Source organism: Streptomyces sp. NPDC035033, assembly GCF_040636735.1.
GTDB lineage: Bacteria > Actinomycetota > Actinomycetes > Streptomycetales > Streptomycetaceae > Streptomyces.
The window spans coordinates 1-13,279 of sequence record NZ_JBEZUZ010000138.1; the positions used below are offsets into that span (position 1 = coordinate 1).

Below are 13,279 nucleotides of genomic sequence, written 5' to 3' on the forward strand. Positions count from 1 at the left end.
CACGACCCGGCCGCGGCCGTCCTCACCACCGAGTGGACCACCGCGGGTCCGGGCGCCGAGGGCGCCGGCCGCCCCGCCCGGCCCGCGGCGGACGCCACGCCCGAACTGCTCGCCGTGCTCGCCGCCCGCCACCGCGCGGGACTCGGCCTCGGCCGGCTCGGCCGCTGGGCGGAGGCGGAGGAGCTGCACCGTTCCGTCGCCGGCGACCGGACCCGGGTCCTCGGCCCCGACCACCCCGACACCCTGGCCAGCGCCTACGAGGTCGCCTTCGCCCTGGGCCGCCTCGGGCGCACGGCCGAGGCGCTGGAGGCCTTCGAGCGGGTCGCCGAGGCCCGGCTCCGCGTCCTCGGCCCCGAGCACCCCGACACCCTGGCCGCCCGTCAGGAACGCGCCTACACCCTGGGCAGGCTCGGCCGGCACGCGGAGGCGCACGCGCTCTACGCCGACGTCCTCGCCGTGCGCGAGCGCACCGCCGGCGCCGACCACCCCGACACCCTGCGCTGCCGCCACAACCTCGCGTACACCCTCGCCCGGCTCGGCCGCCTGGAGGAGTCGTACCGCACGGCCCTGGCGGTCGCCGACACCCGGGCCCGGCTGCTCGGCCCCGACCACCCCGACACCCTCGTCACCCGGCACGAACTCGCCCACACCCTGGGCCGCATGGGCCGGGCCGAGGAAGCCCTCGACCAGTACCGCGCGGTGGCCGAGGGCCGCGCCGCCTCGCTCGGCCCCGACCACCCGGACACCCTCGCCGCCCGCTACGAGACCAGCGCCTGCCTCGGCCGGCTCGGGCGGGCCGCCGACGCGCTCGCCGTCTGCCGGGACCTGGTCGCCGTCCGCACCCGCACCCAGGGCGCCGACGCTCCGGAGACCCTGCGCGTGCGGCACGCCCTCGCCGTCCACCTGTCCCGGCTCGGCCGCTGGCAGGAGGCGCTCGACACCGCCCAGGCGGTGCACGCGGCCCGCCGGCGCGTCCTCGGCCCGGACCACCCCGACACCCTGCGCAGCCGCCGCGAGGCCGCCGTCGTCCTCGGCCGGCTCGGCCGCTGGGACGAGGCCCTCGCCCCGCTGCGGTCCCTCGCCGAGGCCCGCGGCCGGACCCTCGGCCCCCTCCACCCGGACACCCTCGCCGCCCTCGCCGACCTCACCCACTGCCTCGACCGGCTCGGCCGGCACACCGAGGCCGACGCCGTCCGGCGCGGCGGCACCACGGGCGCGCCCGACGGGTCCGGCGGGCCAACTCCCTCCGGCGCCCGCTGAGTCGGCCCCGGCCGCGCTGATTTAATGACCGGTGTGATCACCGACCGCTCCGGCGACGCCGTCCCCGTCCCCCGCACGCCCGCCCCCGGCCCGGAGGCCGGACCCGCGCGGGTCGACGTCGACCTGTGGCAGTTCCGGACGGACCACGTCACCGAGGACGACCTCGACCCCTCCGAGCTCGACGCCGAGGAGCGCGTCCGGCTCGCCGCCCCCCTGCGCGTCGCGGACCGCCTCCTGTACGGCGCCGGCCACATCGCCCTGCGCCGCCTCCTGGCGCCCCGCCTGGGCGTCGCGCCCGCCGAGGTCGCGTACCGCAGGGAGCCCTGCCCCGGCTGCGGCGCCCTCCACGGCCGCCCGGCCGTCGCCGGCGTACCCGGCGCCCCGCACTTCTCCCTCTCGCACAGCGGCGGCGTCGTCCTCATCGGCATCGCCGCCCGGCCCGTCGGCGTGGACGTCGAGGCCTTCCCCAGGGTCGACGCCGTCCACGAGGTGACCAAGGTCCTCCACCCGGGGGAGCGGGACGAGATCGCCGGCGCCGGGTACGCGCCCGAGGCGTTCGCCCGCGTCTGGTGCCGCAAGGAGGCGTACCTCAAGGGGCTCGGCATCGGCGTGGCCCGCTCCCTCGACAAGGACTACCTCGGCGAGCGCGACCCCTCCGCCCTCCCCGGCGGCTGGGACGTCCGGGGCGTCCCCACCGCCGACGGCCACGCGGCGGCCGTCGCCGTCCGGGGAACCCTGGGACTGCTCCGTACGAGTTGGCTCCCGGCCTCCTTCGTCACCGCCGGGGCCGCCGGCGGACCGGCCTGAACAGGGGCGACGCGGCGGCGTGAAGCTGAACTGCGAGCGCGCTTAAGAAAACCTCGATGGACCGCGAGCCTCCGGTACGGAAGATTCTTCCCCGAGGATCTTGGGCACGCGCGCGTGCCTTGACCCGTACATCACAGGACACGCACGTCGGGAGCCGTGGCATTGAAGGCATTGGTCAAGCTGAAGGCGGAGCCGGGACTCTGGCTCACGGACGTGCCCGAGCCGGAGACCGGACCCGGGGACGTCCTGATCAAGGTCAAGCGGACCGGCATCTGCGGGACCGACCTGCACATCCGTTCCTGGGACGGCTGGGCGCAGAAGACCATCGCCACCCCGATGACCATCGGCCACGAGTTCGTCGGCGAGGTCGTCTCCGTCGGGCGTGACGTCTCCGACGTCGCCGTCGGCGACCTGGTCAGCGGCGAGGGCCACCTCGTCTGCGGCAAGTGCCGCAACTGTCTCGCCGGCCGCCGCCACCTCTGCCGCGCCACCGTCGGCCTCGGCGTGGGCCGCGACGGTGCCTTCGCCGAGTACGTGGCGCTGCCCGCCTCCAACGTGTGGGTGCACCGCGTCCCCGTCGACCTCGACGTCGCCGCGATCTTCGACCCCTTCGGCAACGCCGTCCACACCGCGCTCTCCTTCCCGCTGGTCGGCGAGGACGTCCTGGTCACCGGCGCCGGCCCGATCGGCATCATGGCCGCCGCCGTCGCCAAGCACGCGGGCGCCCGCAACGTCGTCATCACCGACGTCAGCGAGGAGCGCCTCGACCTCGCCCGCAAGGCCGGCGTCACCCTCGCCCTGAACGCGGGCGAGCGGACCATCGCCGACGGCCAGCGCACCCTCGGGCTGAAGGAGGGCTTCGACGTCGGCCTGGAGATGTCCGGCAACCCCCACGCCATGCGCGACATGATCGCCAACATGACCCACGGCGGAAAGATCGCCATGCTCGGCCTGCCGAGCGAGGACTTCGCCGTCGACTGGGCGAAGATCGTCACCTCGATGATCACGATCAAGGGCATCTACGGCCGCGAGATGTTCGAGACCTGGTACGCCATGTCCGTCCTCCTGGAGGGCGGGCTCGACCTCTCGCCGGTCATCACCGGCCGGTACCACTACAGCGACTACGAGGCCGCCTTCGACGACGCGGCCTCCGGCAAGAGCGGCAAGATCATCCTCGACTGGACTGCGGGAGCCTGACCCATGTTCGATTCCGTACGCGACGACATCCGCGCCACCCTCGACGAGATCCGGGCGGCCGGCCTGCACAAGCCCGAGCGCGTCATCGGCACCCCGCAGTCCGCGACCGTCGAGGTCACGGCCGGCGGCCGCCCCGGCGAGGTGCTGAACTTCTGCGCCAACAACTACCTCGGCCTCGCCGACCACCCCGACGTCGTCGCCGCCGCCCACGAGGCCCTCGACCGCTGGGGCTACGGCATGGCCTCCGTCCGCTTCATCTGCGGCACGCAGGAGGTGCACAAGGAGCTGGAGGCCCGGCTCTCGGCCTTCCTCGGCCAGGAGGACACGATCCTCTACTCCTCCTGCTTCGACGCCAACGGCGGCGTCTTCGAGACCCTCCTCGGCCCCGAGGACGCGGTCATCTCCGACGCCCTCAACCACGCCTCCATCATCGACGGCATCCGCCTCTCCAAGGCCCGCCGCTTCCGCTACGCCAACCGCGACATGGCCGACCTGGAGCAGCAGCTCAAGGAGGCCACCGAGGGCGGCGCCCGGCGCAAGCTGATCGTCACCGACGGCGTCTTCTCCATGGACGGCTACGTCGCCCCGCTCGACGAGATCTGCGACCTGGCCGAGCAGTACGACGCCATGGTGATGGTCGACGACTCGCACGCCGTCGGCTTCGTCGGCGCCGGCGGCCGCGGCACCCCCGAGCTGCACGGCGTCATGGACCGCGTCGACATCATCACCGGCACCCTCGGCAAGGCCCTCGGCGGCGCCTCCGGCGGCTACGTCGCCGCCCGCGCCGAGATCGTCGCCCTGCTGCGCCAGCGCTCCCGCCCGTACCTCTTCTCCAACACCCTCGCCCCGGTCATCGCCGCCTCCTCCCTCAAGGTCCTCGACCTCCTGGAGTCCGCCGGCGACCTGCGCGACAAGCTCAACGCCAACACCGCGCTCTTCCGCCGCCGGATGACCGAGGAGGGCTTCGACATCCTCCCCGGCGACCACGCCATCGCCCCCGTCATGATCGGCGACGCCGCGGAGGCCGGGAAGATGGCCGAACTGCTCCTGGAGCGCGGGGTGTACGTGATCGGCTTCTCGTACCCCGTCGTCCCGCAGGGCCAGGCCCGCATCCGCGTCCAGCTCTCGGCCGCCCACTCCACGGAGGACGTGAACCGCGCGGTGGACGCCTTCGTGGCGGCCCGGGCCGAGCTCCGCGGCTGAGCCCTGGATCCAGAATCCGGGATGGTGGATCCAGTACTTCGGATCCACCGTCCCGGATCCAGCATTTTGGATCCAGCATTCTGGATGCGGGATGGTGGATCAGGGCTTCGGGTCCGGGACCTCGGATTCTGGATTCTGGATGTTGGATCCAATCCTTCCCGGCCGGGGCATGAGCGCCGCCCCCGGCCTGGGAGACTAGGCACATGATCGAAGCACGGCGGTTGCACATCCTCCGCGCGGTGGCCGACCACCGCACGGTCACGGCGGCGGCCGCCGCGCTCTACCTCACCCCCTCCGCCGTCTCCCAGCAGCTCGCCGCCCTGGAGCAGGAGACGGGGCACCGGCTGGTGGACCGCAGCGCGCGGGGCGCCAGGCTCACGCCGGCCGGCGAGATCCTGCTGAGCCACGCCAACGCCGTGCTCGCCCAACTGGAGCGGGCGGAGGCGGAGCTCGCCGCGTACGGCTCCGGAGAGGCGGGGACGGTCACGGTGGCGGCGTTCGCCACCGGGATCGGGCTGGTCGTCGCGCCCGCCATCGCGGACCTCGCCGGCACCTCGCCTGGCATCCGGGTCAGGGTGCGGGACGCCGAGGGCGACGAGAGCCTGCTGATGGTCCTGGACCGGCAGGTGGACGTGGCGGTGGCGGTCGAGTACCGGGGGGCTCCGGGCGAGGACGACGACCGGCTCACCAGGGTCCCGCTCTACGCGGAACCCTTCGACGCGGTGCTCCCGCCCGGCCACCCCCTCGGCGGTGGCGACGGGATCGGACTGGCCGACCTCGCCAAGGACGCCTGGATCGGCCAGTCCGCGGGCAACCCCTGCCACGACGTGACCGTCCTGGCCTGTGAGTACGCCGGGTTCGCGCCCCGCTTCGAGCACGTCTCGGACGACTTCAGGGCCGTCGTCGCGCTCGCCGCCGCGGGCGCCGGCGTGGCCCTCGTGCCCCGTTCGGCGCTGCTCGGCATGGACCTCACGGACGTCGGCATCCGGCCCGTCGACGGCGTCGCCCCCACCCGCCGCGTCTTCGCGGCCGTACGCCGGGGCGCCGAGGACCACCCCCTCATCCAGCCCGTCCTGACGGCTCTCCGCGCCGCGGCCGCCCCGGGCGCGGGAACCCCCTGGAACCCGTCCCCCTGACCGGCCGGTCGACCGACCGGTGGCCGTCCGTCCGAAGGAGCGCGTCCTAGCCCTGGAGGGCGGGTTCTCCCGTGTCCGCGCGGGTGCCGGCGCCCCGGAGGAGCAGGGGAGTGGCCAGGAGGAGGGCGCCCGCGACGGCGAGGGCGGTGCGCGGGCCGGTGACGGCGGCGAGGAGGCCCCACAGGGCGGTCATGGCGGCGATGGACAGGCTCGCGCTGACCGACCAGGCGGCCAGGGTGCGGGAGAGCCGGCCGGGGTCCGTGTGGCGGAGCCGGTGGGTGGCGAGGACCGGGTTGAACACGCCGCAGCACGCCACCAGGCCGAGCTGGACGCCCATCACCACCACCATCCCGGCGGCGCCGGCCGGTACGAACGCCAGCCCCAGCGACCAGCAGGAACGCAGCACGCCCGCCACGCGGAGCACGCGCCCGTCGCCGAACCGGGCCACCAGCCGGGGCGCCAGCCGCGAGCCGACGAGCCCGCCGGCGCACGGGGCCGCGAAGACGAGGCCGTACTGCCAGGGGGAGAGGCCCAGGTCGCGCAGGAGGAGCACGGCGAGCAGCGGTTCGGAGGCCATGATCAGGCCGTTGACCGCGATCGCGTTGAGGAAGAGCGGGCGCAGTACCGGGTGGCGCAGGATGTGGCGCCAGCCCTCGAACAGCTCCCGGGCCCGCGGGCGTCCCTCCGGGCGCCGCGCCGGTTCCGGTTCCGTCCCGCCGATGGACCGGATGCCCAGCGCGGAGAGCAAATAGCTGACGGCGTCGGCGAGGATCGTCGTCACCGGACCGAGGAGTCCGATCGCGGCGCCGCCGAGCGGCGGGCCGGCCATCGAGGCCGTCCAGTTCGTGGCCTCGAAGCGGCTGTTCGCGACCAGGAGGCCGTCCGGCGGCACGAGTCCCTTCAGGAAGGCGCCGCTCGCCGCGCGGTACGCGATGTCCGCCGCCGCGACGACGACGGAGACCACGAGGAGCTGGACGAAGCCCAGCCACCCCAACAAGTACGCGGCGGGAATGCTGGCCAGCGCCCCGAACCGGACCAGGTCCGTCGCGATCATGACGGGCCGCTTGCGCCGGAACTCCACCCACGGCCCGAGCGGCACCGCGAGCACCGCCCCCACCGCCCGCCCCGTCGCCGCCAGCGCCGCGACCTGGGCCGGACCCGAGTCCAGCACGACCACCGCGAGCAGCGGGAAGGCACCGAAACCGAGCCACGTGCCGTACGTGCTCACCGCGTACGAGGCCCACAGACGGCCGAACCGCCCTCCCAGCGACCGCCGCGCCGTCACGTCCGCCCCACCGCCCTCTCCGCCTCCGGACCGAGCCGCCGACTCTACCCGCGGCGGGCCCCTTCTCCGGTCGGCCGGACCGGCCGGAGAACGGCCCGGGCCGCCGACTGTCGTACCCCTCCGCTACGTTGACCGCATGACATCGGCAGCGCAGCAGACGGAGCGGATCAGGCCGCGGCGGGTCCACGAGACGCCGGGCCTGGAGGACTGGCGGGTCGTCGGCGAGGGGGCCTGCGCCTACTTCCGCACGGAGACCTTCGCGGCCGGGGCCGCCTTCGTGGGAGAGCTCGCGGGGCTCGCCGACGAGGGGGTGGCCGGTGACGGCGGGCCCGACGTCGATCTGCGGCCCGGCGGCGTCCTCGTCCGGCTGATCACGGTCACCGGCGACTACTACGGCCTGACCGAGCGGCACCTGGAGCTCGCCCGGCGGATCTCGGCGCTGGCCCGCGCCCGGGGGCTGGCCGCCGACCCGTCCGGCGTCCGGACCGTCCAGGTGACGCTGGACGCGCTCGCACTGCCGGAGGTGCTGCCCTTCTGGCGGGCGCTGCTCGGCTACGAGAACCGCGCGGGCAGCGACGAGGACCTGATCGACCCGCTGCGCCGCGGGGCGCCCTTCTACTTCCAGCGGATGGACGCGCCGCGGAGCGGGCGCAACCGGATCCACGTCGACGTCTGGGTGCCGTACGACGAGGCCGAGGCCCGGATCGCGGCGGCCCTCGCCGCCGGCGGCCGGATCGTGAACGGCGCCGACGCCCCCTCCAACTGGGTCCTGGCCGACCCCGAGGGCAACGAGGCCTGCGTCGGCGTCGCGGGCCCGCCGGAGGCGTGACCGGAGCCGGAGTCGTGGCCGCGGCCGCTCCCTCAGTCCGCCGAGCGGTGCCAGCCGAGCGCCTCGACGCGGGCCGCGTCCGCCGGCCGGGTCTCGTCGAAGAGGAGCCGGCCCGACCCGTCCAGGACCTGGGCCCCGGTCACGTACACCCCGCGCCCCACGGTGGGTGAGTCGGTGGCGTACCGGAAGCGGAGGCGTACGGGGGGCGGGTGCGGCAGGTCGGCGGTCAGGCGGTGCCAGCGCCGGCCGGACCAGCCGGCGGCGGTGCCGTCCGGGTGAGGACGCTCGGCCTCCGGCCGGTCGAGCGGGGCGGTGCGGAAGGGGACGGGGCGCGGGTCGGCGCCGTCGGCGGTCACGGCCTCCAGGACGAGCCGGTCGGTGTCCGGGGCCGTGTCCCACCAGAGCAGGCAGGTGAGGCGGGCCGCCTCCGGTCCCGCCGGCGGGAGCGTGAGCGTCGCGCCCCCGGGGGCCCTCATGCCCGAGAACCAGGCCGTGGGGCCCGCCCCGGCCGGCGGCCGTACCGGGATCGCCCGGGCGAGCCGGTCGGCGGCCGCCACGCGGGGAGCGGAGCCGGAGCGCCAGGTGCGGACGGGGTGCACCGCATTGGCGAGGAGGATCAGGAACGCGTCGGCGTCCGGGTCCAGGACCAGGCTGGTGCCGGTGAAACCGGTGTGCCCGGCGGTGCGCGGACCGGAGAGCGCGCCCATGTACCAGCGCTGGTCCAGTTCGAGGCCGAGGCCGTGCGCGTGGCCGGGGAAGGCCGCGTTGGCGTCGGTGAACAGGAGCTCCACGGAGGCGGGGGAGAGGACGCGGGCGGAGCCGTACGCGCCGCCGTCGAGGAGGGCCCGGGCCAGGACGGCGAGGTCGCGGGCGCGGGAGAAGATCCCGGCGTGGCCCGCGACCCCGCCCATCGCGTACGCGTTCTCGTCGTGGACCTCGCCCCGCACCATGCCCCGGTCGAGCCGCGCCCACGGCCGCCGGGCGTCCTCGGTGGCGGCGGTCTCCGCGCGCCAGGAGAGCGGGGGGACGAAACGCGTGCGGTGCATCCCGAGCGGAGCGGTGATCTCGTCGCGGAGCAGTGTCTCCAGACCGTGACCGGTGATCCGTTCCAGGAGCAGGTGCAGCGCGATCATGTTGAGGTCCGAGTAGCGGTACGCCGTCCCCGGCGCCGCCACCGGTGCCTCCTCCCACAGCATCCGCAGCCGCCCCTCCCGGTCCGGCGCGGCGTACAGCGGCAGCTCCGCCCGCAGCCCCGAGGTGTGCGCGAGCAGCTGCCGGACCGTGATGTCCGCCTTCCCCGCCCGGCCGAACCCGGGCAGGTACGCGGCGACCCGCTCCCCGAGCTCCAGCGTGCCCCGCTCGACCTGGCGCAGGGAGAGGACCGCGGTGAAGAGCTTGGTCAGCGAGGCCACGTCGAAGACCGTGTCGGGGGTCATCGGGACCCGCAGCTCCGGGGGCAGCTCGACCGCCGTGTCGTCCTCCTCGTCGTACGCGGCCCAGCGCGCCGCCCAGCCGACCGCCCGGTGCAGCGCCACCGTTCCGCCCCGCCCCGCGAGCAACACGGCCCCCGCGCACCACGGCCGCACGGGGGAGGGGCCGAGGAATCCGCGTACGTCCTCGACCATGCCCTCCAGCTCCCGCCCGAGCAGCCCCGCCTCCTCCGCCGTCCCCCACCGCAGACCGGGGGTCTCGCCGGTCGGCTCACTCCCTGCCACGCCCATCTGCCCACCTCCCGACATCTGGATCCAAAATCCAAAATCCACAACCCCGGATCCCGGATGTTGGATCCCGGATGTTGGATCCAGTCGTACGCCCACCCTCCCCGACCCGCCCCCTCCACAGGCGCAGCCACCCCGCCCCAAACAATCTGACGCTCCATCAGAAAACCTCTTCCCTCTGCCGCACCGCTGCGGCATCCTGCGCCCATGGAGACGGAGCTGAGTCGCACACTGGGGATCGAGCACGCCATCTTCGGCTTCACGCCCTTCCCCGCGGTCGCCGCCGCCCTCAGCCGGGCCGGCTGCTTCGGTGTCCTGGGCGCGGTCCGCTACACCGCGCCGGACGACCTCGCCCGCGACCTCGACTGGATGCAGGAGCACACCGACGGACGGCCCTACGGCCTCGACGTCGTCATGCCCGCCAAGAAGGTCGAGGGCGTCACCGAGGCCGACGTCGAGGCCATGATCCCCGCCGGGCACCGGGAGTACGTCCGCTCGGTCCTCGCCAAGCACGGCGTCCCCGAGCTCGCCGAGGGCGAGGCGTCCGGCTGGCGGATCACCGGCTGGATGGAGGAGGTCGCCCGCAGCCAGCTCGACGTCGCCTTCGACTACCCCATCAAGCTGCTCGCCAACGCCCTCGGCTCGCCGCCGCCGGACGTCGTCGCCCGCGCCCACGAGCACGGCGTGCTCGTCGCGGCGCTCGCCGGCAGCGCCCGGCACGCCCGCCGGCACGCCGAGGCCGGCATCGACATCGTCGTGGCCCAGGGGTACGAGGCGGGCGGCCACACCGGCGAGATCGCCTCCATGGTGCTCACCCCCGAGGTCGTCGACGCCGTCTCCCCGCTGCCGGTGCTCGCCGCCGGCGGCATCGGCAGCGGCGAGCAGATCGCCGCCGGGCTCGCGCTCGGCGCCCAGGGCGTGTGGCTCGGCTCGATCTGGCTCACCACCACCGAGGCCGAACTCCACTCGCGCGCCCTGACCGAGAAGCTCCTCGCCGCCGGTTCCGGCGACACCGTCCGCTCCCGCGCCCTGACCGGCAAGCCGGCCCGCCAGCTCCGCACCGAGTGGACCGACGCCTGGGAGGACCCGGCCGGGCCGGGCCCGCTGCCCATGCCGCTCCAGGGCCTGCTGGTGGCGGAGGCCGTCTCCCGGATCCAGAAGTACGAGATCGACCCGCTGCTCGGCACCCCCGTCGGGCAGATCGTGGGCCGGATGAACTCCGAGCGGAGCGTCCGGCAGGTCGTCGACGAGCTGACCCGCGGCTTCGAGAAGGCCGTCGACCGGATCAACCGGATCGCGGGGAGGAGCCAGTCATGAGCAAGCCAGTCATGAGCAAGCCAGTCGTGAGCACCGGTGCCCTCAACGGCTTCTGGGCCCAGGCCGCCGCCGACCCGGACCGTACGGCGCTGGTGGCGCCGGACGGCGAGGAGTGGACGGCCGGCCGGCTGCTCGCCGCCGCGAACCGCATGGTCCACGGACTGCGCGCGGCCGGTCTGGAGCGCGGCGACTCCTTCGCCGTCGTCCTGCCCAACGGCGTCGAGTTCTTCACCGCCCACCTCGCCGCCACCCAGGCCGGCTTCTACCTCGTGCCGGTCAACCACCACTTCGTGGGCGCGGAGATCGCCTGGATCGTCGCCGACTCCGGCGCCAAGGTGCTCGTCGCGCACGAACGCTTCGCGGAGGCGGCCGTCGCCGCCGCCGACGGGGCGGGCCTCGCGCCGGACCGGCGGTACGCCGTCGGCACGGTCCCCGGCTTCCGCCCGTACGCCGACCTCCTCGACGGACAGCCGGAGCCGACGCCCGCCGACCGCACCCTCGGCTGGGTCATGAACTACACCTCGGGCACCACCGGCCGCCCCCGCGGCATCCGCCGCCCGCTGCCCGGCCGGCTCCCCGAGGAGTCCCATCTCGGCGGCTTCCTCGGCATCTTCGGCATCCGCCCCTTCGACGGGAACACGCACCTCGTCTGCTCGCCGCTCTACCACACGGCGGTCCTCCAGTTCGCCGCCGCGTCGCTGCACATCGGACACCCGCTGGTCCTCATGGACAAGTGGGCGCCGGAGGAGATGCTGCGGCTGATCGACGCGTACGCCTGCACCCACACCCACATGGTCCCCACCCAGTTCCACCGGCTCCTCGCCCTCCCCGAGGAGGTCCGCGCGCGGTACGACGTGTCCTCGATGCGGCACGCCGTCCACGGCGCCGCGCCCTGCCCCGAACACGTCAAGCGGGCGATGATCGCCTGGTGGGGCGGGTGCGTGGAGGAGTACTACGCGGCCAGTGAGGGCGGCGGCGCCTTCGCCACGGCCGAGGAGTGGCTGAAGCGGCCCGGCACCGTCGGCCGCGCCTGGCCGATCAGCGAACTCGCCGTCCTCGACGACGACGGGAACCGCCTCCCGCCCGGCGAACTCGGCACCGTCTACCTGAAGATGAACACCGGCGGCTTCCAGTACCACAAGGACGAGGCGAAGACGGCGAAGAGCCGCGTCGGCGACTTCTTCACCGTCGGCGACCTCGGCTACCTCGACGAGGACGGCTACCTCTACCTGCGCGACCGCAAGATCGACATGATCATCTCCGGCGGCGTCAACATCTATCCCGCCGAGATCGAGGCCGCGCTCCTCGCCCACCCCGCCGTCGCCGACGCCGCCGCCTTCGGCGTCCCGCACGCCGACTGGGGCGAGGAGGTGAAGGCGGTCGTCGAGACCGCCGAGGGGTACGAGGAGGGGCCGGCGCTCGCCGAGGAGATCCTGGCCCACTGCGCCGGCCACCTGGCCGGCTTCAAGCGCCCGAAGTCCCTCGACTTCGTCGCCGCCATGCCCCGCGACCCCAACGGCAAGCTCTACAAGCGCCGGCTGCGCGACCCGTACTGGGAGGGGCACGAGCGCCCGCTGTGACGCGGGCGCCCCGCCCCGTGCTCAGTCGCGGGGGAGCAGGGGGCCCAGGGGGCCGAGGTCGAGGTTGAGGTCCTCCAGGGCGTAGCCGTGTTCGGCGCAGAGGCCGGCGAGGGCGTCGTGGAGGGCCAGCAGGGTCGCCCCCAGCTCTTCCTCCTCCTCGTCGGTGAGGCCGCCGGCCTCCACCCGGCGCAGGGCCTGGCGCTCGATGAGCTGCCGCAGGAGCTCGACGAGGGTGAGGACGAGCTTGAGGAGGTCCTCGCCGACGCTCTCGGGATCGGTGGCGACGCGGTGCGCGGGGGCGCCCCGCCCGGTGCTCCCGGGAGGCGCCTGGACCAGGCGGAAGGCCCGGCCCAGGGGGCCCTCCGCGCCGCCCGGCCCGGAGGGGCCGCCACCGGTCGGGCCGGGGGAGCCGGCCGGGCCGGGCGATCCGATCGGACCGGACGGGCCGGTCACGGGGGCTCCGTCTCCGAGTCCTGTCCGGACTCCTCCTCGCCCACGGAGACGACGAGCGCCCGCAGGGAGATGCGGACGAGGTCGATGCCGGCGATGGACAGCACGAGGTCGCCGGCGATCACCACGCCGCCGCCGAGGAGGCGGTCGAGCAGGTCCACCAGGGCGACCTGCCGGTCCGGCAGGCGGTCGTCGTACGGGGAGACGCTCATGACGGCTCCTCCGCCCCGGACCGGTCGGCCGGGTCCGGGGGCGGCATGGCGAAGGAGTAGGGCGCCCACGGGCCGGTGACCTCCACGCGGACCGCAGGGAAGCGCTCGGCCACTTGCGAGACGGCCGCCCGGAAGGCGTCCGCCCGCGCGTCGGCGACCAGATAGGAGTCGTTGAGCACGTTCTCGTACGGCCCGCTCAGGGGGGAGCGCTGGGGGGCGTGGCGCACGCGCTCCGCGGCGTGGCGGACGGCGGCCTCCTGGTGGGGGGCGGGCGCCCCCCCCGCC

The 13,279-nt window shown here is 74.9% G+C and carries 13 protein-coding genes; 8 read left to right on the top strand and 5 right to left on the bottom strand.

The genetic code is table 11. The features are described from left to right. The 5 genes from AB0E83_RS33155 to AB0E83_RS33175 form a co-directional block, all read left to right on the top strand. On the top strand, window positions 1-1,260 hold a 1,260-nt coding region (locus AB0E83_RS33155), incomplete at its 5' end, for a tetratricopeptide repeat protein (RefSeq protein ID WP_362120149.1). A gap of 24 nt (window positions 1,261-1,284) precedes the next feature. Beyond that, on the top strand, window positions 1,285-2,067 hold the full coding sequence (locus AB0E83_RS33160) for a 4'-phosphopantetheinyl transferase superfamily protein (protein ID WP_362120151.1): 783 nt from the start codon (window positions 1,285-1,287) through the stop codon (window positions 2,065-2,067). 162 nt (window positions 2,068-2,229) lie between these two features. After that, window positions 2,230-3,264, top strand: coding sequence for an L-threonine 3-dehydrogenase (gene tdh, locus AB0E83_RS33165; protein ID WP_362120153.1), 1,035 nt, complete (start codon window positions 2,230-2,232; stop codon window positions 3,262-3,264). 3 nt (window positions 3,265-3,267) lie between these two features. Continuing rightward, a complete protein-coding gene (locus AB0E83_RS33170) occupies window positions 3,268-4,467 on the top strand; it encodes a glycine C-acetyltransferase (RefSeq protein WP_362120155.1) in 1,200 nt (399 codons plus the stop codon). A gap of 203 nt (window positions 4,468-4,670) precedes the next feature. After that, window positions 4,671-5,603, top strand: coding sequence for a LysR family transcriptional regulator (locus AB0E83_RS33175; protein ID WP_362120157.1), 933 nt, complete (start codon window positions 4,671-4,673; stop codon window positions 5,601-5,603). A gap of 46 nt (window positions 5,604-5,649) precedes the next feature. On the opposite strand, the gene AB0E83_RS33180 is transcribed toward AB0E83_RS33175, so the two are convergent. Then, entirely contained in the window at window positions 5,650-6,888 is a 1,239-nt protein-coding gene (locus tag AB0E83_RS33180) for an MFS transporter (RefSeq protein ID WP_362120159.1), read from the bottom strand. A 136-nt stretch (window positions 6,889-7,024) separates the two neighbouring features. On the opposite strand from AB0E83_RS33180, the gene AB0E83_RS33185 reads away from it, so the two are divergent. Beyond that, a complete protein-coding gene (locus AB0E83_RS33185; protein ID WP_362120161.1) occupies window positions 7,025-7,717 on the top strand; it encodes a VOC family protein in 693 nt (230 codons plus the stop codon). Window positions 7,718-7,749: 32 nt separating this feature from the next. Here the strand turns inward: AB0E83_RS33185 and AB0E83_RS33190 are convergent, their stop codons facing one another. Beyond that, window positions 7,750-9,432: a serine hydrolase domain-containing protein gene (locus AB0E83_RS33190; RefSeq protein ID WP_362120163.1), complete on the bottom strand. Its 1,683-nt coding sequence runs from the start codon at window positions 9,430-9,432 to the stop codon at window positions 7,750-7,752. A gap of 210 nt (window positions 9,433-9,642) precedes the next feature. On the opposite strand from AB0E83_RS33190, the gene AB0E83_RS33195 reads away from it, so the two are divergent. Continuing rightward, window positions 9,643-10,752 (top strand): nitronate monooxygenase family protein, encoded by a 1,110-nt coding sequence (locus tag AB0E83_RS33195; protein WP_362120165.1) that lies wholly within the window; start codon window positions 9,643-9,645, stop codon window positions 10,750-10,752. After that, window positions 10,749-12,332 (top strand): acyl-CoA synthetase, encoded by a 1,584-nt coding sequence (locus AB0E83_RS33200; protein ID WP_362120167.1) that lies wholly within the window; start codon window positions 10,749-10,751, stop codon window positions 12,330-12,332. Before AB0E83_RS33195 ends, AB0E83_RS33200 begins: the two co-directional genes overlap by 4 nt. Before the next feature lie 21 nt (window positions 12,333-12,353). Here the strand turns inward: AB0E83_RS33200 and AB0E83_RS33205 are convergent, their stop codons facing one another. From AB0E83_RS33205 to AB0E83_RS33215, 3 genes are all read right to left on the bottom strand, one after another. Further along, window positions 12,354-12,686, bottom strand: a complete 333-nt coding sequence (locus AB0E83_RS33205; RefSeq protein ID WP_362120173.1) for a gas vesicle protein K — start codon at window positions 12,684-12,686, stop codon at window positions 12,354-12,356. A 95-nt stretch (window positions 12,687-12,781) separates the two neighbouring features. Beyond that, window positions 12,782-12,994 (bottom strand): gas vesicle protein, encoded by a 213-nt coding sequence (locus AB0E83_RS33210; protein ID WP_362120169.1) that lies wholly within the window; start codon window positions 12,992-12,994, stop codon window positions 12,782-12,784. After that, window positions 12,991-13,279: GvpL/GvpF family gas vesicle protein (locus tag AB0E83_RS33215; RefSeq protein WP_362120171.1), on the bottom strand; the 289-nt coding region annotated here is incomplete at its 5' end. The genes AB0E83_RS33210 and AB0E83_RS33215, both read right to left, overlap by 4 nt.